The organism is Candidatus Binatia bacterium (assembly GCA_029243485.1).
Taxonomy (GTDB): Bacteria; Desulfobacterota; Binatia; order UBA12015; family UBA12015; genus VGTG01.
The window spans coordinates 155,843-177,191 of the sequence record JAQWRY010000075.1 but is presented as its reverse complement, the minus strand read 5'-3'; the positions used below and the strand labels follow the sequence as shown (position 1 = coordinate 177,191).

Annotated in this window: 18 protein-coding genes; 10 read left to right on the top strand and 8 right to left on the bottom strand. The window is 65.5% G+C overall.

Going from position 1 to position 21,349, the window contains the following annotated elements:
* Positions 1–21: 21 nt before the first annotated feature.
* From P8R42_22475 to P8R42_22465, 3 genes are all read right to left on the bottom strand, one after another.
* Positions 22–429, bottom strand: coding sequence for a hypothetical protein (locus P8R42_22475; protein MDG2307362.1), 408 nt, complete (start codon positions 427–429; stop codon positions 22–24).
* Between the two features lie 138 nt (positions 430–567).
* On the bottom strand, positions 568–1,464 hold the full coding sequence (locus tag P8R42_22470) for a 3-hydroxyacyl-CoA dehydrogenase family protein (protein ID MDG2307361.1): 897 nt from the start codon (positions 1,462–1,464) through the stop codon (positions 568–570).
* A 208-nt stretch (positions 1,465–1,672) separates the two neighbouring features.
* Complete coding sequence (locus tag P8R42_22465; protein MDG2307360.1) at positions 1,673–2,200, bottom strand: hypothetical protein; 528 nt, start codon at positions 2,198–2,200, stop codon at positions 1,673–1,675.
* A 463-nt stretch (positions 2,201–2,663) separates the two neighbouring features.
* Here P8R42_22465 and P8R42_22460 point away from each other — a divergent pair, with 463 nt between their 5' ends.
* Positions 2,664–4,643 (top strand): protein meaA, encoded by a 1,980-nt coding sequence (locus tag P8R42_22460; GenBank protein ID MDG2307359.1) that lies wholly within the window; start codon positions 2,664–2,666, stop codon positions 4,641–4,643.
* A gap of 56 nt (positions 4,644–4,699) precedes the next feature.
* Positions 4,700–6,334 (top strand): acyl-CoA/acyl-ACP dehydrogenase, encoded by a 1,635-nt coding sequence (locus tag P8R42_22455; GenBank protein MDG2307358.1) that lies wholly within the window; start codon positions 4,700–4,702, stop codon positions 6,332–6,334.
* Between the two features lie 567 nt (positions 6,335–6,901).
* On the opposite strand, the gene P8R42_22450 is transcribed toward P8R42_22455, so the two are convergent.
* Together P8R42_22450 and P8R42_22445 are read right to left on the bottom strand one after the other, a co-directional pair.
* The gene (locus P8R42_22450) at positions 6,902–8,497 is read right to left on the bottom strand and encodes a Na+/H+ antiporter (GenBank protein ID MDG2307357.1); all 1,596 of its coding nucleotides are present in this window, start codon (positions 8,495–8,497) and stop codon (positions 6,902–6,904) included.
* 10 nt (positions 8,498–8,507) lie between these two features.
* A complete protein-coding gene (locus P8R42_22445) occupies positions 8,508–8,786 on the bottom strand; it encodes a BolA family transcriptional regulator (protein ID MDG2307356.1) in 279 nt (92 codons plus the stop codon).
* A 112-nt stretch (positions 8,787–8,898) separates the two neighbouring features.
* Between P8R42_22445 and P8R42_22440 the strand changes: the two genes are divergently transcribed.
* The 7 genes from P8R42_22440 to secA all read left to right on the top strand — a co-directional run bounded on the left by P8R42_22440 (position 8,899) and on the right by secA (position 17,846).
* A complete protein-coding gene (locus P8R42_22440) occupies positions 8,899–10,548 on the top strand; it encodes a thiamine pyrophosphate-binding protein (protein MDG2307355.1) in 1,650 nt (549 codons plus the stop codon).
* A gap of 3 nt (positions 10,549–10,551) precedes the next feature.
* Positions 10,552–11,283, top strand: a complete 732-nt coding sequence (locus tag P8R42_22435; GenBank protein MDG2307354.1) for a molybdopterin-binding protein — start codon at positions 10,552–10,554, stop codon at positions 11,281–11,283.
* Between the two features lie 52 nt (positions 11,284–11,335).
* Positions 11,336–11,767 (top strand): hypothetical protein, encoded by a 432-nt coding sequence (locus P8R42_22430; GenBank protein MDG2307353.1) that lies wholly within the window; start codon positions 11,336–11,338, stop codon positions 11,765–11,767.
* Positions 11,768–11,789: 22 nt separating this feature from the next.
* Positions 11,790–12,377: a ribosome biogenesis GTP-binding protein YihA/YsxC gene (gene yihA / locus P8R42_22425; protein ID MDG2307352.1), complete on the top strand. Its 588-nt coding sequence runs from the start codon at positions 11,790–11,792 to the stop codon at positions 12,375–12,377.
* Positions 12,378–12,388: 11 nt separating this feature from the next.
* Positions 12,389–13,264: a glutamate racemase gene (gene murI, locus P8R42_22420; protein ID MDG2307351.1), complete on the top strand. Its 876-nt coding sequence runs from the start codon at positions 12,389–12,391 to the stop codon at positions 13,262–13,264.
* A 4-nt stretch (positions 13,265–13,268) separates the two neighbouring features.
* Entirely contained in the window at positions 13,269–15,068 is a 1,800-nt protein-coding gene (locus tag P8R42_22415; protein MDG2307350.1) for a tetratricopeptide repeat protein, read from the top strand.
* A 102-nt stretch (positions 15,069–15,170) separates the two neighbouring features.
* Positions 15,171–17,846 (top strand): preprotein translocase subunit SecA, encoded by a 2,676-nt coding sequence (secA, locus tag P8R42_22410; GenBank protein ID MDG2307349.1) that lies wholly within the window; start codon positions 15,171–15,173, stop codon positions 17,844–17,846.
* Positions 17,847–18,029: 183 nt separating this feature from the next.
* Here secA and P8R42_22405 read toward each other — a convergent pair whose 3' ends face one another.
* Both P8R42_22405 and P8R42_22400 read right to left on the bottom strand, forming a co-directional pair.
* Positions 18,030–18,314: an HU family DNA-binding protein gene (locus P8R42_22405; protein ID MDG2307348.1), complete on the bottom strand. Its 285-nt coding sequence runs from the start codon at positions 18,312–18,314 to the stop codon at positions 18,030–18,032.
* 171 nt (positions 18,315–18,485) lie between these two features.
* Positions 18,486–19,205: a DUF1499 domain-containing protein gene (locus P8R42_22400; protein ID MDG2307347.1), complete on the bottom strand. Its 720-nt coding sequence runs from the start codon at positions 19,203–19,205 to the stop codon at positions 18,486–18,488.
* A gap of 150 nt (positions 19,206–19,355) precedes the next feature.
* Here P8R42_22400 and P8R42_22395 point away from each other — a divergent pair, with 150 nt between their 5' ends.
* Positions 19,356–19,922 (top strand): PKD domain-containing protein, encoded by a 567-nt coding sequence (locus tag P8R42_22395; protein MDG2307346.1) that lies wholly within the window; start codon positions 19,356–19,358, stop codon positions 19,920–19,922.
* Positions 19,923–20,393: 471 nt separating this feature from the next.
* Here P8R42_22395 and P8R42_22390 read toward each other — a convergent pair whose 3' ends face one another.
* On the bottom strand, positions 20,394–20,864 hold the full coding sequence (locus P8R42_22390; GenBank protein MDG2307345.1) for a hypothetical protein: 471 nt from the start codon (positions 20,862–20,864) through the stop codon (positions 20,394–20,396).
* Between the last annotated feature and the right edge of the window lie 485 nt (positions 20,865–21,349).

The following is a 21,349-nucleotide window of genomic DNA, read 5'->3' as shown; positions in this document are numbered from 1 at the left end:
TGCCGATCGTGTGTGCGGCGCTCAGGCGCCGGGCGAAGATCGCCGGAAGGTCGCCGGTCCAGACTTGCGGCCCGGTCGGGCCAGCGGCAGCGCGCGGGCCGGCGGGCGTCGGGCATCCAGCAGGCTGGTCAACGGGTCGTGCCGGTGGGCGTAGGGAAGGATACCGGCATGCACTCTGCGATACTCGGCGAGACGCTCGCGGGCCCGGTCTTCCCCCTCATCCGAAACCTCGAACCGGATGCAGTGCGCTCTGGACAGGAGCCGCGGCGTCGTAAGTGCCTCGCGCAGATCGGCCGCGATCCCGCAGGGAGCGAATCCGATGAACAGAACCGTGCGTACCAGGTTCCCGATTTCGAAGACGCCGGGCCGATCCGGCAACTCCGCCAGCAGTGCAGGTGTAATCACCCGCCATTTCGTAGTGGTCGACATCTCTTCGTGGTCCCCCCGCGAAGAGATAGAAGAGCGGATTCCGTGCCACAGCGGGAGCCCGCAACGCGGGCCCCGCATGGGCAAGAAGTGTCGCTTGGTCGACTCGATCTCGCCGAATCGTCAGGAACTCGTCACTATTCAGCGGGTCAGCGCGGGATTCACGCCGGCCGGCTTCGAGCTGTAGTCGTAGAAGCCGAGCTTGGTCTTACGACCGAGCTGACCGGACAACATCATGCGACGCAGGACAGGAGGCGGAGCAAAGCGCGCCTCCTGGTACTCGTCGAGGAGGTTCGTTGCCATGTGGAAGACCACATCGAGCCCGATGAAGTCTGCGAGCGTGAACGGCCCCATCGGGTGGGCTGCTCCGTTGCACATCGCCGTGTCGATGTCCTGGATGGATGCGGTGCCGCGCGCCCACTCGTGCATGGCGTCGATCATGTAGGGCACGAGAAGCCGGTTTACGACGAAGCCGGTCGAGTCCTTGACCAGAACCGGGGTCTTCCCCATGCCCGCAACCACTTCGTGGACGGCCTTGGTGACGTCGGGGTCGGTCGAGATCGTCGGGGCGATCTCCACGAGCTTCATGGCAGGCGCCGGGTTGAAGAAGTGGACGCCGAGGAAGCGGTCCGGGCGCTTGGTTTTCACGGCCATCTCGGTGATGCCGAGCGTCGACGTGTTGCTCGAGAAGACGGTGCCCTCGTCGCAGATGTCGTCGAGGCGGCCGAAGGCGTCGTGCTTTGTCGGCAGGTCCTCGAGAATCGACTCGATGATGAGGTCGCATGGGCCGAGCTGCTGGAAGTCGGTCGTGACGTTGAGGCGCCCGAGGGCCGCGTCGCGGTCGGCAGCTTCCATCCGACCCTTGTCGACGTCGCGGCCGAATGCGCCTTCGACCTTTTTCTTCAGGGGGTCGGTGTCGCCGGGCGTGGCTTTGACCAGGACGGTCTTGAGGCCCGCTTTCGCCGCAACCTGGGCGATGCCGAGGCCCATCTGGCCGGCACCGAGGACGCCGATGCTCTCGATTTTCTTCGCGCTCATGTCTGGGTCTCCTGGCTCGGGCGAGGTGCCGCGCGCGTCCAAGCGGCTCAAGCGGCGTGGGTCGCGAACATCCGGCGAAACGTCCCGTCGGTCGGTAGGTAAGTCGGGGACTATAGGAATCGAGGCCCGTTCCGGTCAACCACGGGGGCCTCGGCGTGTAGGGAGCACATGATCTGTCCGCTCCTGTGTAGCAAGTGAATTGACCGCTTTAGCCGTCGGCGGTGTAGCCGGGGTCCATGAGGGACATGGAAGTCGGGATCACGCCCGTCGCCCTAGAGCGGTCAATGAAGAGGCCAGAGGTGATCGCCAAGCCGATGAGGCGAGAGATCACATGGGGTGCGGCGGCAGAGATTTGCCAGATGAGCGCCCGCAGCATGCGGCGGTGGCAGCTGCGGAATGAGGCGCGGGGCGCTAGGGCGGCCTGTGAGATCGCCGACACCGGAGCCCGTCGCCGCGATGCGCGCCGCTCGAAGAGGTCGAGCGAATCCTGCGGCTGTATCGCGAGCGGTATCTGGACTTCACTGTGCGCCACTTCCAAGAGATTGCGGTCCGAGAGCACGGGGTGGAGCTTTCGTGCAGCTTTGTGAAAGGAGCGCTGCAGCAACCAGGCTTGGTGCGCACGAAGCGCCCGCGGGGCAAGCATCGCAGGCGGCGGGAGTCGTGGGCGAGCTTTGGGGAGATGCTGCACATCGACGGGTCGAAGCACGCCTGACTGACTCTGTGCCCCGACGAGCATCCTATGCTCCTCGCGGTGGCCGACGACGCGACCAGCGAGCTCTTGTACGCGCAGCTGTGGCCGGAGGAGACGACGATGTCGGTCCTGGCGGCATTGCGTGCCGTGCTTGCGGACAGAGGTATTCCGCAGGCTTTGTACTCCGACCGGGCGAGGTGGGCCGTCTTCCCGCGCAAGGCGGGCGGGCCGGCGGACAAGTCTAAGCCGACCCAGGTGGCGCGGGCACTGGCCAAGCTCGGGATCGAGCAGATCGTGGCCTACTCACCGCAGGCGGGCGGTCGTAGCGAGCGTGTGAATCGGACTCTGCAGGATCGACTCGTCAACGAGCTGCGCGTGCACAAGATCCGGACGGTGGACGCTGCCAACCGCTACCTGAACGAGACGTATGGGGCCTCGGCAGCCGGCGCACGACCCGCGAAACCTAGGGTCTCCCGAACGTCGCGCGGGGCTGCTAGGGTTCCGAGTCGTGGAACGCGACCGTCCGTGGGTGATGCGCACCTACTCGGGCCACTCCAGTGCCCGGGCCAGCAACGAACTCTATCGTCTCAATCTGTCCAAGGGGCAGACGGGGCTTTCGGTGGCCTTCGACCTGCCCACGCAGACCGGGTACGACAGCGACGAACCGCTGGCGACCGGCGAGGTGGGCAAGGTCGGCGTGCCGATCAGCCACATCGGCGACATGGAGACGCTCTTCTCCGAGATCCCTCTCGGCGACATGAACACCTCCATGACGATCAACGCGACCGCCGCCTGGCTGCTCGCATTGTACGTCGCCGCGGCCGAGCGCCAAGGGGTCGACCCGAAGGTCCTCCAGGGCACCACGCAGAACGACATCATCAAGGAGTATCTCTCCCGCGGGACGTACATCTTCCCGCCCGGGCCGAGCCTCCGCCTGACGTCGGACATCATCAGCTACACGGTGAACGAGGTTCCCAAGTGGAACCCGACCAACGTCTGCAGCTACCACCTCCAAGAAGCCGGGGCGACGCCCATCCAGGAAGTCGCGTACGCGCTCGCCGCGGCCCTCGCGATTCTCGATACCGTGCGCGAGTCCGGTGGCGTCGATGCCGGCGCTTTGGGTCGCGTCGTGGGGCGCATCAGCTTCTTCGTGAACTCGGGCATGCGGTTCATCGAGGAGATGTGCAAGCTGCGCGCGTTCGGCCAGCTCTGGAACGAGCTCACTGAGGAGCGGTACGGCGTCACCGATCCGAAGATGCGCCGCTTCCGCTACGGCGTCCAGGTGAACTCGCTCGGGCTCACCGAGCCGCAGCCGGAGAACAACATCCAGCGCATCGTGCTGGAGTCCCTCGGTGTCACGCTTTCGCGCGACGCTCGTTGTCGAGCGCTCCAGCTTCCCGCGTGGAACGAGGCCCTCGGCCTTCCGCGGCCGTGGGATCAGCAGTGGAGCCTGCGTATCCAGCAGATCCTTGCGTTCGAATCCGATCTCCTCGAGTACCCCGACCTGTTCGAAGGCAGCGTGGTAGTCGAAGAGAAGGTGGGCCAGATCAAGCGCGAGGCGATGGCCGAACTCCAGGAGATCCTGGATCGAGGGGGCATCGTTCCCGCCGTCGAATCCGGCTGGATCAAGCAGCGCCTCGTGCGTTCGCAGTTCGAGCGCCTACGGCGGATCGAGACGGGCGAGCAAGTCGTCGTCGGTGTGAACAAGTTCCAGGAGACGGCGGAGTCGCCGTTGGCCGAGAAGGGCGCGGGCTCGATTCTCACGGTCGACGCCGACGCGGAACGCACACAGATCGAGTCGCTGCGTGCGTTTCGGGCGGCGCGCAACCAGAAAGATGCGGACGCCGCTCTCCAGGGACTCCGCGACGCGGCCACCAGTGGCGAGAACCTGATGCCGGCCTCGATTCGTGCCGCCCACGCGGGTGTCACGACAGGGGAATGGTCCGGTGCCCTCCGCGAGATCTTCGGCAGCTACCGCGCCCCCACCGGGATTGCGGCAAGCGGCGTCAGCGGGACCGAGGCGGCGCCGCGGCTTCAGATGCTGCGCGACCGGGTTCAGGCGTTCGCGAAGGACATCGGCCGCCCGCCGAAGGTGCTGATCGGCAAGCCGGGTTTGGACGGCCACTCCAACGGCGCCGAGCAGATCGCCGTCGCCTGCTGCGATGCCGGATTTGAAGTGATCTACGGCGGCATCCGTCTCACGCCCGCCGAGATCATTGCGACTGCCTGCGACGAAGCGGTCGATCTCGTCGGCCTGAGTATTCTGTCGGGGTCGCACCTCACGCTCGTACCGGAGGTCCTCGATGGTCTCCGTGACGGTGGGGGACAAGACATCCCGCTCGTCCTCGGCGGCATCGTCCCCGACGAGGATGCCGACACCCTGCGAGAGCGCGGTGTCGCGCGTATCTACACGCCCAAGGACTACGACGTCCTCGCCATCGTCGATGACATGGTGAACGTCGTTTCTGAACGCGCCGCCGCCGCATAGTCGTTCGCGCCGGCAGGGGTCGTTCCCGTTCCAGCAGTATACCAGAGGAGGAGTGCATGTCGGATTCCACGGACGCGCTGAACGCGGCGCTCGCTGCACGTGACCAGATTCGTAAGGTCGTTGACGGAGCCATCGAGGCTGGGCGAAAGCTGACCGATGGCGGCAAGGCGGTCGATGATTACCAGCCTCACACCGAGCGCTTGGCGTACCTGGCAACGGAGGCTGCGGCCGTAGACGCGTTGCTCGACTACGCGGGCAAGGCGGGCAGCAAGGATCCGCTGGCCGTGGAGTCTGCGGCGATCTTCACCGCGATGGTCGGCTCCCGTGTCCGAGCGCAGGCGGCGGAGCAGGCCGAGGCGTTTGGTCTTTCCTCTTCACTCCTCGATGAGACGATCGATTCGGGGGAGCACAAGGCGTTCATTCGCGCCGGTCTCGCCGACGGGCGGATCGAGGCGGTCGGGCGCCAGATCATCGAGCGTCAAGGAGTGCCCGACTCCTGGCTCGAGGGCGAAGAACTTCGGATGACGCGTGAGGCCGTTCGGGCCTTCGCCCAGAGCGAAGTCGCCCCGATCGCCCAGGAAGTCCATCTCAACGACGACCTCGTTCCCGATTCGATCATCTCGAAGATGGCCGAGTTGGGCTTCTTCGGCCTCGCGATTCCGGAGGAATACGGCGGCCAGGGCATGGGCAACGAGGCGATGATCCTCACGACTGAGGAGCTTTCCGCCGCATCATTGGCTGCCGCGGGGAGTCTCATCACGCGGCCGGAGATTCTCACCAAGGCGCTTCTTGCCGGCGGGACCGAAGAGCAGAAGGAGGAATGGCTGCCGCAGATTGCCGCGGGCAAGCTCCTGGTCGCGATCTCCGTCACGGAGCCCGACACCGGATCGGATGTCGCGTCGGTGAAGATCAAAGCGGAGAAGGGTGAGCAGGACGGTAAGCCCGGTTACTTCATCTCGGGTGCGAAGGCGTGGTGTACGTTCGCCGGTCGCGCCCACGTTATCGCGATGTTGACCCGCACCGATCCGGACATGAGCAAGGGGGCGAAGGGGCTTTCGCTGCTCGTCGTTCCGAAGGATTCGTTTGAAGGCCACAGCTTCACGATGGAGCAGCCCGGAGGCGGAAGCCTCGAGGGCCAGGCGGATCGCACGCCGGGCTACCGCGGGATGCACTCGTACTCGATGCAGCTGGATCGCTACTTCGTTCCGGCCGGGAACCTCGTCGGCGGCGAAGGGCGTGGCTTCTATTTGCAGATGAGCGGTTTCGCCGCGGGGCGTCTGCAGACCGGTGGTCGCGCAACCGGCCTGTCGCAGGCGGCGATCCAGGCGGCTGCGATCTACGCGAACGAGCGCGGGCAGTTCGGCAAGCCCATCGGCGAGTATGGGCTCACGCGGTACAAGTTGGGGCGCATGGCCGTCGAACTGGCCGCAGCGCGACAGATCACCTATCACGCGGCACGCATTTTCGATCAGGATGAGGGCCGGGCGCTCGAGCCGGCGATGGCGAAGCTCTTCGCCTGTGACGTCGCGGTGCGCACGACGCAGGAGGCCCAGTTGCTCCACGGAGGGTGGGGCTACGCCGAGGAGTTCCCGATCTGCCGCTATGCGATCGACGCGTTGGTGCTGCCGATCTTCGAGGGGGTGAAGCCCATCCTCGAGCTGAAGGTCATCGGCCGGACCATTCTCGCCTGAGCCGGGATCCCACCGGAAAGAGGCAAAAGTGGAAGCTCGGGCCTCGAGCGCCGCCTGAGGCGGCCGTTCTGCGGACCCGGCTCGTCTCGGAAACCTCCACTTGTTCGGCCGCGGGTGCGGGATAGGCCGTCCGAGGTGCCTTCGCGTTCGGTCTCTGTTCTCGCTTCTGTCCTGGTGTCGGGTCTGGTCTGTACCGCGCCCGCCTTTGCGCAGAAGCAGCCCACGTGTCCGGGCCCGCGTCTTGCGGGCGGGGCTCGCGGCTTGTCGTGGGGCGTCTGCCAGAGATCTACAATTTTGATCGCAACCCGCGATCCGGCCACCCGATTCTCCTGACCATCGATGAGGAGGTCGTCGACCAACAGGGGTTCATCTACCCGAACACGGACGGCGAGCCTTCCATGGGGGCGGTCCTTGTATACGAAGCTGGGCCACCGGTGTGGATCGACGTGTCACGCGTCGGCGAGAACGGACTGCTCGGTCTGGTGCTCGCGCCGGACTTCTCCACGAGCGGACTCCCCTATCTGTCTTACTCCGCCCCGGATCGCGGCTCCGCGCCACCCACGGCCCTCAGGCGCGGCGTTGTGCGCTCGCGCGGCTCTCCTCGACGTCGATGTCGAGTTCGATGCGGTGCGCGACCTCGCGGCTGATGCGGCGGGCGCGCGTGAGTCGCTCGAGTTCGCGGCGTTCGACCTGCAGCATCTCGAGGTAGACTCCGTGGAGCCGCTGGTTCTCGGCCCGTCGTTCCTCGGTGCCACTGAGCGCCTCCGCGCGTTGGATCCGCGCGGTGATCTCGCTGCGCAACGCCATGACGTCGTCGTGCGACAACGGGAGGGCTCCGTCTGCAGCACGTCGGTCGAGCTCTTCGACGGCGGACCGCATGATCGTCACGCGGGCTCGCATCTCGCTCTCCTCTTCAATCTCGTCGGGGCTCGCGCCGAGGCGACGAATGAGCAGGGGTAGAGTGAGCCCGTTCAGAATCAGGGTCGTCAGGATGACGGAGAACGTGAGGAAGACGATCACGCTCCGGTCCGGAAAGGGCGCGCCGTGATGAATCGTGGCCGGGAGAGCGAGGGCGGCGGCCAGCGAGATCACCCCGCGCATCCCGGCCCAGCTGATGATCAGTTGGCTCTGCCACGAAAGACCCGGGTCCTGACCGCCGAGGCGCGTGCGGACCAAGCGCGTTGCTCGTGACGCCGGAAAGACCCAGAGGATGCGCACCCCGAGCACTACAGCGCTGATCGCGAGGACGTACAGCAGAATGTCCTCCAGTGGCCAGGCGGGAAGGCCCTCGACGACGGATTTGAGCTGCAGCCCGATGAGGAGGAAAACGAGGCCGTTGATGAGGTATTCGATGACGTCCCATATGGCCGCGTGCTCGACCCGCCCGTCGGGCGAGAAGATTTCGGTGCGCCTCGAGCGTAGGTAGATCCCGGTCGCGACGACCGCTAGCACGCCGGAAGCCTGGGCCTGCTCGGCAGAGAGGAAGACGATGTACGGTGTCACGAGCGACACGGTGATCTCGGACGCCGACTCCTCCACGAAGCGAAGTGCTTGCGCGATCAGCCAGCCCATCGCGAGGCCGATCACGATCCCGCCGACGCCGACGACGGCGAACTCGAGGCCGACACCCTGCCACGTGAAGATGCCCGTCACCGTCGCGGCAACGGCGATTTGGTAGGCGACGAGCCCGCTCGCGTCGTTCACGAGGCTTTCTCCCTCGAGGATCGTGAGGACTCGATGGGGAATGCGCAGTCGTCGGGCAATCGCGGTGGCGGAGATCGCGTCGGTCGGCGAGACGATCGCGCCCAGCGTCGCGGCCGCCGCGAGAGGAAGGCCCGGCACCAGAGCGTGAGCGACGAACGCCACCGCGGCGGTCGTCGCGAGGACGAGTCCCACGGCGAGGCTGATGATCGGCCAGAGATTCGCTCGGAACTCGTGCCAGGGCATCGCGACAGCCGCCGAGTACAGGAGCGGCGGGAGCACGATCACGAAGATGAGATCGGGATCGATCGTCACCTTGGGCATCAACGGGAGCAGCCCGAGCCCTACGCCGGCCAGGACGAGGAGGATCGGGAAGGGGAACGCCACCCGGCGGGCCAGGACGCCGAGCAGGACGACGATGCAGAAGAGGGCCGTCGTGAGCTCGACAGCGGTCTCGATCATGGGGTGGATCTCAAGACTGGCCGCGCCACTCGGCTGGCGTGAAGGTGCGGGCTGATAACGCGTGGATCTCGGTCGGCATCATGTCGTCGAGCGCCGCGTAGACGGCTCGGTGGCGGGCGACCCGATTCCGGCCCTCGAACTGGGCGGCGACGACGATCACGTTGAAGTGGCCGGCGCCGCCCGAGGCGCCGGCGTGGCCCGCGTGGCGGGCGCTGTCGTCTTCGACCTCGACGTGGTCGGCGGTGAGGGCGGTTTTGAGCTTGTCTTCGATCTTGTCTGACCGCGTCATGGCTCTCCAAACCTAGCAGATTGCGTTGGAAGCGGCTCGCCCGGGGTCGAGATCTGGTTGCCAGCGAATGCCGCGCTGCATATAAGCGAGGCGGGGTACGAGCCCGACCGCCATGGGACAGCTTCACGGAGGACAAATCGTCGCCCGCGCGCTCGCCAACGAGGGAGTGAAGTTCGTCTTCACCCTTTGCGGAGGGCACGTGATGTCGATCTACGATGGGTGCATCGATCACGGCATCGGTGTGATCGACGTACGCCACGAGCAGACCGCGGCCCATGCGGCCGACGGCTGGGGCCGGGTCACGGGCGAGCCGGGTGTGGCGATCGTGACCGCCGGCCCCGGACTGACCGATGCCGTGACCGGCGTCGCAACCGCGCAGCGTGCCAAAGCGCCCATGGTCATCATCGGCGGGCAGGCGCCGCGAGGCTACCAGGACATGGGTGGCCTGCAGGACATGAATCACGTCGAGCTGATGCGTCCGATCACTAAATGGTCGGTTGCAGTGCCTGACTCCGCGCGTCTCGGCGAGTACGTGTCGACCGCGTTCCGGATCGCGACCACAAACGTCCCCGGTCCCGTTTTCTTGGAGATGCCGCTCGATTTCCTGTTCGACAGCGTCGAAGAGGAGAACTGCGTCTTCCCGACCCAGTACCGCACGAAGGCCGGACTCGCCGGCGACCCGGAATACATCGAGTCGGCGGTCGACGTCCTCCGTCGCGCCGAGCGCCCGGTTTGCCTCGTGGGCAGCCAGTACTGGTGGTCGCGTCGTCGCGATGCCTACCTGCCGTTCCTCGAGACGTTCGACATGCCTGTCTTCGTGAACGGTATGGCGCGGGGGTCGATCCCGCCCGAGCATCCCTCGTGGATGACGCTCGCCAGGAAAGACGCGCTGCGCCGTGCCGACGTCGTCATGATCTTCGGGACCCCTCTCGACTTCCGTCTGGGCTATGGCAAAGCGACGCACATCGCCGAAGACGCGAAGCTCATCCAGATTGACCTCGACGGCGGGGAGATTGGCCGGAATCGAGCGATCGAGGTTGGTATCGTCGGCGACACCGGGATGGTGATGGAGCAGTTGACCGCCGTCGCGAAGAAGAGCGGGTTCCAGTCGAGCCTCTACGGGACGTGGACCAACGAGATCCGCGGCATCGACCGCGACAGACGCGCGGCGACCGAGCCCGAGATGCGTTCCGATGCCGTGCCCGTGAACCCCGTGCGCGCTTGCGCCGAGATCGACGGCGTTCTCGACGAGGACACCATCGTGATCGGCGATGGTGGCGACTTCGTCGGGACTGCGGCGAACGTATTGAAGATCCGCAAGCCGGGGCATTGGCTCGACGCCGGACCGCTCGGTACCCTGGGCGCCGGCCCGGGGTTCGCGATGGCGGCGAAGCTGGCCCACCCCAAGAGTAACGTCATCATCGTTTACGGCGACGGATCGTTCGGTCTGAACGGCTTCGAATTCGAAGCGATGGCGCGACAGAAGATTAATGTGGTCGGCGTGATCGGCAACGATGCCGCGTGGCAGCAGATCCGCCGCGGGCAGGTGCAGATCTACGGTCCGGACCGGTCCGTGGCCTGCGCGCTGGACTACACGCGCTACGACCAGGTTGGCGAGGCTCTGGGTTGCCACGGCGAGTACGTAGAGCGCCCGGAAGAGGTACGCCCCGCGCTGGTGCGGGCCCTGGGCGCCGGCCGGCCGGCAATCGTGAACATCAAGATCGGCGCCAGCGACTTCCGCAAGGACGCCATTTCGGTCTGAATCATGGCGGATCGCACGGCCGGAATCATCGTCATCGGAAACGAGATCCTCTCGGGCAAGGTGACGGACGCGAACTCGCCGTTCATGGCCCAAGGGCTGCGTGAGCTCGGGGTCGAGCTCCGCCGGATCGTTACGATCCCCGACGAAGTCGACTTGATCGCCGAAGAGGTTCGATCGTTCGGTGAGGCGTACGACATCGTCTTCACCTCCGGAGGGGTCGGGCCGACTCACGATGACGTCACGATGGAGGGCATCGCGCGAGGTCTCGACCGCAAGGTGATCGTTCACCCCAAGCTCGAAGAGGGCATCCGTGCTTTCATCGAGGGCGAAGTGAATGCGGCACAGCTCAAGATGGCGGAAGTGCCCGACGGCGCCGTTCTGATCCAGGACGCGAATCTCGGATTCCCGACGATCCAGGTGGAGAACATCTACATCCTCCCGGGCATTCCCGAGATCCTGGTGAAGAAGTTCAACGGCCTTCGGAGCCGGTTCCAGGCGGAGCCGTACTACCTGAAGGTCATCTACTCGAGCTGGAACGAGAGCGCGATCGCGGACTCGTTGAACCAGACGATGCGCGAGTTTCCCGAGTTGATGCTCGGCAGCTATCCCAAGATCGCGCACCCGGAATATCGGGTGAAGCTCACGATCGAGTCGAAGGATGAGGCGTACGTGCAGAGGGCGTTCGATCGGCTGCTGGATCTTTTGACGGCAGATGCCGTCGTTCGAACCGAGTAAATGTAGGGCGCGCAGCCACGGGGCGAGCGCGTAACAGAGGTGGAGGTGTCTCATGGGTCGTGTGAGGTGGAGTGGGGTTCGCGTGTGGCGACTTGTCTGTGCGGTGGCGGTCTGCGTAGCGCTGGTGTTCTCGGTCGGTCCCGCGCTGGCGGAGCTGCAGGCGGCGGGTGCGAGTGCCGATGAGAGCTCGTTCTGGAAGGACGTCGGAGTCGGCGCGGGAGCCGGACTGACGAATGTGCTCTACATCCCGGCGAAGTTGGTCTACGCTTCGGTTGGAGGGATCGTTGGTGGGCTCGCGTACGTGGTGACCCTGGGAAGCACTGAGACCGCGAACGGAATCTGGGAACCAACCCTCGGCGGCACCTACGTGCTCACACCGGGGATGCTCACGGGCGAAGACCAGCTGCACTTCAACGGCCATCCGCCGATGCCGCCGGTCCAAGAGCCGACCTTCAAGGAAGCCGACTCCGAGTGGGCGCAGTGAGCCGACCGGATCCGGCGCCCGCGTGACGCGCCGCCGCGAGCGGGCGCCCTGGCACTTTGCGGGCGCCGTCAGTGCCGGTGGGACGCCGCCGGTTCTGGAGTTCCCCGAGGTCGCCTTTGCCGGCAAATCCAACGTCGGGAAGTCCAGCCTGATCAACAACATCACGCGGACGCGTGGACTTGCGCGTACGAGTCGAACCCCGGGTCGCACCCAGCAGATCAACTTCTTCCTCGGGATCGAGGAGATCGTCTTCGCGGACCTGCCGGGGTACGGCTGGGCTCGAGCTCCGAGGCCCGTTCGAGAGGCTTGGCGACCTCTCGTGGAGGAGTATCTGGTCGGGCGCGAGACCCTGCGCGGCGTCGTCGTCATCGTCGACTCCCGACGGGGCCTCGGGGATGAGGATCGGCAACTTCTCGACTTCCTGGCCGAGCATGAGATCCCGGTCGTGCCGGTTCTCTCGAAGATCGACAAGCTCAAACAGGGGGAGCGCGTGCGCCAGCTCCGAACGGCGAAGGAGGAGCTCGATGGCGTCATCCCGTTCTCCGCGATGACCGGCGAGGGCGAGCGCGATCTGTGGCGTCGATTGACGGATCTCGCGGCCCTCGGTTAGCGTTGCCGACGATGGCCAAGGCGCGCGGTACGCCCCCCAAGAAGAAGGTCGCCAAGAAGGCGAACGGACGTCCGGTCCGTCCGAGGGCCGATCAGGCGATCGGCGTCTTCGATTCCGGAGTGGGTGGCCTCACGGTTCTGCACGAGCTGTCGCGCCAGATGCCGCGCGAGAACCTGATCTATTTGGGAGACACCGCGCGGGTTCCGTACGGGCCCAAGTCCGGTGAGACCATCACCCGGTACGCGATCGAGACCGCGGACTTCTTCGTCGACCGGGGGGTGAAGCTCATGGTCGTCGCCTGCAACACGACGACGGCGCTGGCGTTGGACCTGCTGCGTCAGCGCTACCCAATTCCGGTCATCGGTGTGATCGAGCCCGGCGCGCGGGCTGCGCTCAAGGCGACGCGCAATCAGCGGGTCGGCGTCATCGGCACGGAGGCGACGGTTGCCAGCGGCGCGTACGCGCAGCACCTCCGCGCGGTCGCCCCGGAGGTGGAGATATTCACTCGGGCCTGTCCCATGTTCGTGCCTCTGGCGGAGGAGGGTTGGACCGCGAACGACGTCGCGCGCCGGACGGTGGCGACCTACCTCGCGAGCCTGAAGAAGAGCGGGATCGATACGATGATCCTCGGCTGCACCCACTACCCACTCCTAGCCAAGGCCATCGGCGATTACATGGGGCCGCGTGTGCGTCTGGTCGACTCGGCTGAAGAGACGGCGCGCGAGGTGAAGAAGGTTCTCTCGGCCGAGAAGCTCGCGCGCAAGACCGGGAAGGGCTCCGCGAGCTTCTTCGTGACGGACCTCGCTGAGCGATTCACGCGGATTGGGGAACGCTTCTACGGCTCGAGCGTGTCTTCGGCCGTACGCGTCGTTCTCCGCGACGGATAGCGTCATGCGGGGGACGAGCCGGTTGATCGGGCTGGTCCTGTTCCTGGGTACCCTCGGGGTTTTCTGGCCACTGGGTGATGCCGGGTTCGTGAACTACGACGACCCCGGCTACGTCTACGACAACCCGCACGTCGTAGCGGGGTGGACCGCCGAAGGGGCGCAGTGGGCGTTTCAGTCCTTCCACAAGGCGAACTTCCACCCGCTGACGTGGCTCTCGCACATGGCCGACGTCGACCTGTTCGGTGTCGCTCCGGGACCGCATCACCTGGTGAACGTGCTCTTCCACGCACTGAATGCGGTGCTTCTGTTCGGGTTTCTCGTCCGCGCGACCAGTGCGCCGTGGCCGAGCGCATTCGCCGCCGCGCTGTTCGCGCTGCATCCGTTGCACGTCGAGTCCGTCGCTTGGATCTCGGAGCGGAAGGACGTGCTCTCCACCTTCTTCTGGATGCTGACGCTCCACGCGTACCTTTCCTGGGTCCGTGTGGGTGGGGTGCCGAGGTATCTCGCCGTGCTCGCATTGCTGCTGGCGGGCCTCTTGTCGAAGCCCCTGGTGGTGACGCTGCCGTGCGTGCTCTTGCTCCTGGACCTGTGGCCGCTGGGGCGTACGCCCTGGGTGTCGGGCGTGCGCGGGGAGGGGGCGCCGCTCGTCGCACCATCGTCGCCGAGCCGGTTGCTCTTGGAGAAGCTCCCGATGTTGGCGCTCGTCCTTCTCGCCAGCCTCGTGACGCTCCTCGCGCAGGATGCAGGCGGCGCGGTCGTCGGGACGCCCGCTCTGGGCGTCGGCGCCCGCGTCGTGAACGCGATCATCGCCTACGTTTGGTACCTCGAGAAGACGATCCTGCCGACGGGGCTGGCCGTCCTCTATCCGCATCCGTACCTGCTGGCGGGTTCGACGCCCGCCGCCACGGCCTGGCTCGGTCCGCTCTGGGTGCTGCTGGGGGTGACGGTGGTGACGCTCTGGCAGGCCGTCGGTCGGCCCTATCTCCTCGTGGGTTGGCTCTGGTTTCTCGGAACGCTGGTCCCGATGATCGGGTTGGTTCAGGTCGGTGCTCAGGCAACGGCCGACCGGTACTCGTATGTGCCGCTGATCGGCCTGTTCGTCGGCGTGGCCTGGCTCGGTGCGGAGATCGCCGCGCGCGCGCGGTGGCGGCGTCTGACCGTGGCTGGCGTCGCGGTCCTCCTCCTGGTCCTGTGTCTGGTCGGGACCCGTGCGCAGTTGTCCCATTGGGAGAGTGCACGCGCGATGGCGGCGCGCTCGATCGCCGTCACCCAGGGCAACTTCGTGATGCACTACAACCTCGGGCTGGCCCTTCAGGGAGAGGGCGACTTCGAGGGGGCGCGTCGGCAGTATGAGCGTGCGGTTGCGCTCGAGCCGACGAACGCCAAGTTCCATCTGAACCTCGCCGTCGTTCTGGTCGAGCTCGGTGACTACGTAGACGGCATCGGACGCTATAGAGTCGCTATGATTCTAGCGCCGCGAGAAGGCGCTGCGGCGAACAATCTCGCGTGGCTGCTGGCGACCCATCCGGATGGTGCGCTCCGCGATGGTCCCGAGTCCGTTCGATTGGCCCGGACTGCGCTGCGCTGGAGCGGCGGACAGGACGCCCAGGCGCTCGACACTCTCGCGGCCGCCCACGCGGAAGCAGGGGACTTCATCGTGGCGGTCCGGAAGGCGAGGGCCGCGGTTCGCGCCGCTCGGAGGGAGGGTCAGCCGGAGCTGGCACGGAGGGTCGAGGGCCGCCTCCGCGAGTACGAGGCGGGGCGTCCGCATCGTGAGAGGATTCGCCCGCGCGGGGGACATTAGTTCCCTACGCCCGCCCCCGGCTTCTTTGCAGAGCGTTCAAGCTTCTGGTTAGCCTGTTGGTTTTACGGGGCTTTTTTCGAACGGCTGGGAGCGGATCTGAGAATGTTGGGTGGACTCGTCAGGAAGGTCTTCGGAACGAAGAACGATCGAGAGCTCAAGAGGCTCCAGCCTCTCGTTCACGAGATCAGCAACCTGGAGCCGGAGATCGAAGCGTTGTCCGACGACGGGCTGCGGGCCCGCACTGCAGGCTTCAAGGAGCAGTTGGAACAGGGCGCCGACGTCGACGATCTGCTCGTACCGGCCTTCGCGGTCGCGCGGGAGGGGGCGAAACGGGCTCTCGGGATGCGCCCGTTCGACGTCCAGCTCGTCGGCGGCATGGTCTTGCACCACGGTCGAATCGCCGAGATGCGCACCGGTGAGGGAAAGACGCTCGTCGCGACGCTGCCGGTCTATCTGAACGCACTCACCGGCAAGGGTGTTCACGTCGTCACCGTCAACGACTATCTGGCTTCGCGCGACGCGGAGTGGATGGGCCGGATGTACAATTTCCTAGGGTTGAGCTGGGGAGTCGTCGTCCACGGAATCGACGATCAGACCCGGCGAAACGCCTATCAGGCGGACATCACGTACGGGCAGAACAACGAGTTCGGATTCGACTACCTCCGCGACAACATGAAGTTCTCGCTCGAGGACTACGTCCAGCGAGATCTCAATTTCGCCATCGTCGATGAGGTCGACTCCATTCTCGTCGATGAGGCTCGTACGCCCCTCATCATCTCCGGGCCGTCGGAGGATTCCACCGATCGATACGCGGTGATCAACCAGATCGTTCCCAAGCTCAAGCAGGGGAAGACGACCGAGAAGGGCGAAGCCGAGGACGGCGACTTCGCGATCGACGAGAAGATGAAGCAGGTGATCCTCACCGAGCAGGGCGTTGCTCGCTCGGAGGAACTCCTCAACATCGACAACCTCTACGACACGAGCCAGATCGACACTCTTCATCACCTCACGCAGTCGCTTCGGGCCCATTCGTTGTTCCATCTCGACACCGACTACGTCGTGAAGGAAGGCGAGGTCATCATCGTCGACGAGTTCACCGGCCGCATGATGGAAGGCCGACGCTGGTCCGACGGGCTTCACCAGGCGATCGAGGCCAAGGAAGGTGTGAAGATCGAGCGCGAGAACCAGACGCTCGCGACAGTTACCTTCCAGAACTACTTCCGGATGTACGACAAGCTCGCCGGCATGACGGGCACCGCGGATACCGAGGCCATCGAGTTCAAGAAGATCTACGACCTCGACGTGATGGTCGTTCCGACGCACCGGGACATGGTCCGCAAGGACCATCCCGACGTGGTCTACAAGACCGAGCCGGAGAAGTTCGAAGCCGTCATCGACGAGATCGAAGAGTGCCGGGAGACGGGCCAGCCAGTCCTCGTCGGCACCATCACGATCGACAAGTCCGAGAGGCTCTCGGCGTTGCTCAAGCGCCGCGGCGTGAAGCACCACGTCCTGAACGCGAAGGCGCACGGTCGCGAGGCCGAGATCGTCGCGCAGGCCGGTAGGCTCGGCGCCGTTACGATCTCGACGAACATGGCCGGTCGTGGCACCGACATCGTGCTCGGCGGCAACGCGGAAGCAATGGCGGTGGCGCAGATTGGCCGTCGGGATCCGGAGGATCCCGAGTTCAAGGAAGCGATCGCCAAGCACGAGGCGGAGTTCGAAGGAGAGCGCGAGCAGGTGCTGGAGGCAGGCGGTCTCCACATCGTCGGTACGGAGCGCCACGAGTCACGGCGCATCGACAACCAGCTCCGCGGACGGTCGGGTCGTCAGGGCGACCCGGGCTCGTCCCGTTTCTTCCTGTCGCTCGAAGACGATCTGCTCCGCATCTTCGGCGCCGAGCGCATCCAGGGGCTCATGACGCGGCTGGGAATGGAGGAGGGGGAACCGATCGAGCACAAGATGCTCACCCGCGCCATTCAGAACGCGCAGACGAAGGTCGAAGGGCACAACTTCGACATGCGTAAGCACCTCCTCGAGTACGACGACGTCATGAACAAGCAGCGCGAGGTGGTCTACAACAAGCGCCTCGAAACTCTCGGCGGCGAACATCTGTCAGAGGAAGTCCACGAGCTGACGGCGGATGTCGCCCAGGGTGTGATCGATACCGCCGTCGACACGGCCGTGGTCTCTACGGAGTGGGAGTGGGATGCGATCGGAACCGGAGTCCTCGAGCGCTTCGGGTTGCACTTCGACGTCGCGGAGGAGGAGCGCGAGGGGCTTCTTCCCGAAGACCTCCAGGAGCGCATCATGGAGGCCGTCAAGGCCGTCTATGCGGCCCGCGAAGAGCAGTTCACACCGGAGGTCATGCGTCACCTCGAGCGTGTCGTGCTGCTGCGGACGATCGATCAGCAGTGGAAGGACCACCTGCTCAATATGGATCGCCTGAAGGAGGGCGTCGGGCTGCGCGGCTACGGCCAGCAGAACCCGCTGCAGGCCTACCAGAAGGAAGGTTTTGCGATGTTCAACGAGATGATGGACCGCATTCACACCGAAGCGGTTCGGAGTCTCTTCACGGTGCAGGTGAAGCAAGAACAGGATCTCGAAGACATGGAGGAGCGGCGCCCTAAGCAGCAGGGGGTGACGCTCTCGCACGGTGCCGTCTCTGAGGCGGCAGCGGCGCAGACCCCGGTTCGCAACGACGGAGACAAGACCGGCCGGAACGACCCCTGTCCTTGCGGCAGCGGCAAGAAGTTCAAGAAGTGCCACGGCCGCTGATGGCCGACTGATGCTGCCAGGTTGATCCCGCCTGTCGGGGGCTGCGCGGGATGGGAGCCGTCCCGAGGGCTCCGCGCAAGGACTCTGCTCGGGCGGCGCCGGCCGATAGGTACAGCGCGGGAGAGACTTGGGCCGGCCCGCGTTTGCAGGCCGGCCCGAGCTCGATCTACAGCGCCGGGGTGACTACTTCTTCACGCCGAGCACGGCGTCCTTGAAGCTCTTGGAAACCGTGAAACCAACCTTCTTCCGCGCCGGGATCTTGATCGCCTCGCCGGTCTGCGGGTTGCGCCCCATGCGCGCTTTCATCTTGCGAAGCCGAAGAATTCCGAGACCCGGAATCTTCACGGGCTCGCCCTTCTTCACGACTTTGTGCGCGACCTCAACGAGAGTCGTGAGGACGATGTCCGCCTGCTTCTTGGTGATGTCGGCCGATTGGGCCAGCTTGTCGAGAAACTCTGATTTCGTCATTTGCCTATCCCCTCCTCAAACAGGTGATTCCAGTATTCCACTAAGGCGAACGCCTCTTACGAAAGCCCAGCATGACTGTCAACAAGGTAGGGTGCTGAAAAGTCGCTCTAGGAGCGACTTTTCGCACTTCAATGTTCGAAAGTTCGCTCTGGGCATGGTGTTTCGCGATCGCTACTTTTCGTCGCCGATCGACGCGAGGTACGCGCGAATACGCGCGGAGTTTGCACCGATGTCGCCGCGACCGTCGCGCGACTTCGATCGCATGTCGAGTCGACTGGCGGTTCCGTCGCTGCGAACACGGATCGCCACGTCGTCTTTGAACCCGAATACGCGAGTGACGACGACGGCTTCGATCCGGCCCGAGGCGGGGTCGTCCCACACGACCGTCCACGCCGGCATCGCGCGCGCCGCCTGGAGGGCGACCTCGAAGGCCTTCTCGACCGGTACCGGGAGCTCCAGGCTCGCGAGGTCGGCGCAGCATTTCTTTTGCTCGGCCTCGAAGCTGGGGTCGTAGGCCATGTCCCGCGCGGCGTTGGCCGGTAGGGTCGCGGCGTGCTCGAAGACCGGAGGGTCATGAAGGTCGGTAGTGAAGTCGTTCGTCACGGAACCACGGCCAACGGTCGAGGTGGTGAAAATGAAGATCATTCCGCCGAGTAGGGCGGCGGTTCTGCCGGCTCCGAACCCTCGGCCGCGCGCGGCCTGAATCAGGGCGCTCACACCGGCGATCACCGACAGGAGGCCCCCGAGGACGAAGAGATAGAACGCGGGGAGGGCCGGAATCACCCGGAACCACCCCAAAAGGGGCCCCAGGACTAAGGCTCCAGCGGCTGCGAAGCCGATCCAGTCGAGCCAGGTTGCGGGGGCTCCCCCTTGGCTATTTTCGTCACTCATCTTTCGGCCTCCTGGGCGGTCTGGGCTGGGGTCGCCGGCGCGGCGGATCTTGGCCGGTTCTAGCGGTCCCCGCAAGGCGTCGCTGCGTCCCGGGCACGTCGCCGGTGAACGTTGACTTAGCCTCGCGCGGTCTGCAAAACCCCTTCCCTTATGAGACTTTCGAATTCGACGATTCTGTTCGCCGCCACTATTCTCGCCTTTGCCCCGGCGTTGGCTCAGGCGGCTGACGACTCGCAACAGTCTGCCGCCCCGCTTCTGGTGGCGCAGAATGATGCTGGCAAGGCCCAGGCCGCGGCTGCCGAGCCCGCCCAGGCCGCCGACGGCGCCGCGGAGCCGGGTGCGCTGACCGCATTTGCCGACGCGGACGAGAGCAGCGGGGAGACCCCGCACAGCGTGAGGCTCGATGTCGACGTGATCCCGGGGACGGGACACCCCCCGTTCACGTACATCTGGGACTTCGGTGACGCGACGAAGTTCAGCACGGCGAAGTCGCCGGTTCACACCTACATCATCCCTGGGAGCTTCCGGGCCAGCGTGATCGTGACGGACTCCAAAGGGGAGATCGATCAGGACTTCTCCGACATCTCCGTCGACGAGGGCGAAGAGCCGGGGGGCGTCACGGCGGAGCAGTTGATGCGGATGATGCCGCCCAATGAGATCGCACCCGAGCTCGACGGCGTCCCCGGTGTCGACGCGATGGGCAGGAGCGGCAAGTAGAACGAGCGGACGTCGGGACGGGGCCCGCTGGGCCCCGGTCCCGGCAGCCCTCGATGTCCCGCGCGGCAGGCGACCCCGGCCGCGGCGCGACCCCGGTCCCACTCCGTAGGCGGCGCGCGACCCCGGTCCCACTCCGTGGGCCTGTGAGCCCGCTCCAGCCCTTGGGGCGGCGGCTGCGGGGAAACCCCTGCCCTTTTGGCACGTAGGACCCCGCGCCCGCTGAGCGCCCTGCAGGCGTCCCACGCCGCAGCGGCCAAAGTAGAGTCCCGCGACGCGCGGAGCGCTGTTCTGGCGCATGCCGTGGATCTGGCTTGCGGTCCCTGCGCCCGGTGGGGGGCAGGGTGCTCGATCGCGCCGGCCCGGCCCGAGTCGGACCCCAAACGAACGACGGCCCCGGCAGCGTGAGCCGCCGGGGCCGTCGTCGTATGGTCGAGCTGACCGGGCAGCGTGAGCCGCCCGAATCAAGCTAGCTTAGAAGCCCGCGTGGTCGATGAACGCACCGCTCGGGGACTGACAGTAGACTTGCGGGTTGAAGGTCTTCGTCAGGACGCGGATCAGGTTTCCGTCCAGGGCGAAGTTGTGGCACGCCGGAAGCGGTGACTTCGAAGCAATGCTGGCAATCTTGGCGAAGTACTTGGTCAAGACGCCCTTCTTGGCGTCATTGATGCAGGTGTCAACGCCGGAGGCACTGCCCTTCGAGACGCTCTTTGCGCCCTTGCTAAAGCACTTCGAAAGGCCACCGGCGAGCTTGGAACCTTCCTTAGAGGCCTTGCTAACGGCCTTGAATACGTCCGGGTTCGGCGGAATGAAGCCGGAGCTGAGGCTCGGCACCAAGTTCGTGAACTCGGACGGCAGAGGGCCAGATACGTAAACGCCAGCCATCGCGGCAGACGCGCTGAGCGCGACCGCTAGGGCTGTCATGGTTCCCAGGAACTTCTTCATGTGTCCTCCTAATTAGGGGGTTGGGGGTTCAGGCCGTGAGCGATTCCAGGTCGCGCCTTGCTCGACCAAGTAAGGGCGCGAAATGGGCCACCTTCGGCTGCAGCTGCTGCATAACTAGTGTAATACGGGGCCTGCCTCGGAACAGTCAACGGGATTATTCGGTTCCTCGGAGGAAAAAGCCCCGATTGTCCCACTTTTTGGGAGCTTCTCGCACTCGAAGGGCTTTACGCGTGATTTCGACCTGCATACGGAGGCACAAGACGGTGTGCGAGGTCCCGTTCTGCGCTGCAAACTCGATGACCGCGGAGATTCACTCTAGCACCCGGATGCGGCTGAGCAGGCTGCGCGAGGAGCCGGGAATCCTGTGTGATCCCCGCGAAAATTCCGCCTCGACTACGCAGAGTACATGGCGATGCGGATGGTCTGAGGCGCCGTTTCCGACGCGGTGGTAGCCGCGCGGCCTCGCCCTTGGTATCCCTCGGACC

Excerpts from the sequence above, each read along its gene's own strand:
- P8R42_22475 (MDG2307362.1), bottom strand. The coding sequence starts at position 429 with ATGTCGACCACTACGAAATGGCGGGTGATTACACCTGCACTGCTGGCG.
- P8R42_22470 (MDG2307361.1), bottom strand. The coding sequence starts at position 1,464 with ATGAGCGCGAAGAAAATCGAGAGCATCGGCGTCCTCGGTGCCGGCCAG.
- P8R42_22465 (MDG2307360.1), bottom strand. The coding sequence starts at position 2,200 with ATGCTCGTCGGGGCACAGAGTCAGTCAGGCGTGCTTCGACCCGTCGAT.
- P8R42_22455 (MDG2307358.1), top strand. The coding sequence starts at position 4,700 with ATGTCGGATTCCACGGACGCGCTGAACGCGGCGCTCGCTGCACGTGAC.
- P8R42_22450 (MDG2307357.1), bottom strand. The coding sequence starts at position 8,497 with ATGATCGAGACCGCTGTCGAGCTCACGACGGCCCTCTTCTGCATCGTC.
- P8R42_22445 (MDG2307356.1), bottom strand. The coding sequence starts at position 8,786 with ATGACGCGGTCAGACAAGATCGAAGACAAGCTCAAAACCGCCCTCACC.
- P8R42_22440 (MDG2307355.1), top strand. The coding sequence starts at position 8,899 with ATGGGACAGCTTCACGGAGGACAAATCGTCGCCCGCGCGCTCGCCAAC.
- P8R42_22435 (MDG2307354.1), top strand. The coding sequence starts at position 10,552 with ATGGCGGATCGCACGGCCGGAATCATCGTCATCGGAAACGAGATCCTC.
- P8R42_22430 (MDG2307353.1), top strand. The coding sequence starts at position 11,336 with ATGGGTCGTGTGAGGTGGAGTGGGGTTCGCGTGTGGCGACTTGTCTGT.
- murI (MDG2307351.1), top strand. The coding sequence starts at position 12,389 with ATGGCCAAGGCGCGCGGTACGCCCCCCAAGAAGAAGGTCGCCAAGAAG.
- P8R42_22415 (MDG2307350.1), top strand. The coding sequence starts at position 13,269 with ATGCGGGGGACGAGCCGGTTGATCGGGCTGGTCCTGTTCCTGGGTACC.
- secA (MDG2307349.1), top strand. The coding sequence starts at position 15,171 with ATGTTGGGTGGACTCGTCAGGAAGGTCTTCGGAACGAAGAACGATCGA.
- P8R42_22405 (MDG2307348.1), bottom strand. The coding sequence starts at position 18,314 with ATGACGAAATCAGAGTTTCTCGACAAGCTGGCCCAATCGGCCGACATC.
- P8R42_22400 (MDG2307347.1), bottom strand. The coding sequence starts at position 19,205 with ATGAGTGACGAAAATAGCCAAGGGGGAGCCCCCGCAACCTGGCTCGAC.
- P8R42_22395 (MDG2307346.1), top strand. The coding sequence starts at position 19,356 with ATGAGACTTTCGAATTCGACGATTCTGTTCGCCGCCACTATTCTCGCC.
- P8R42_22390 (MDG2307345.1), bottom strand. The coding sequence starts at position 20,864 with ATGAAGAAGTTCCTGGGAACCATGACAGCCCTAGCGGTCGCGCTCAGC.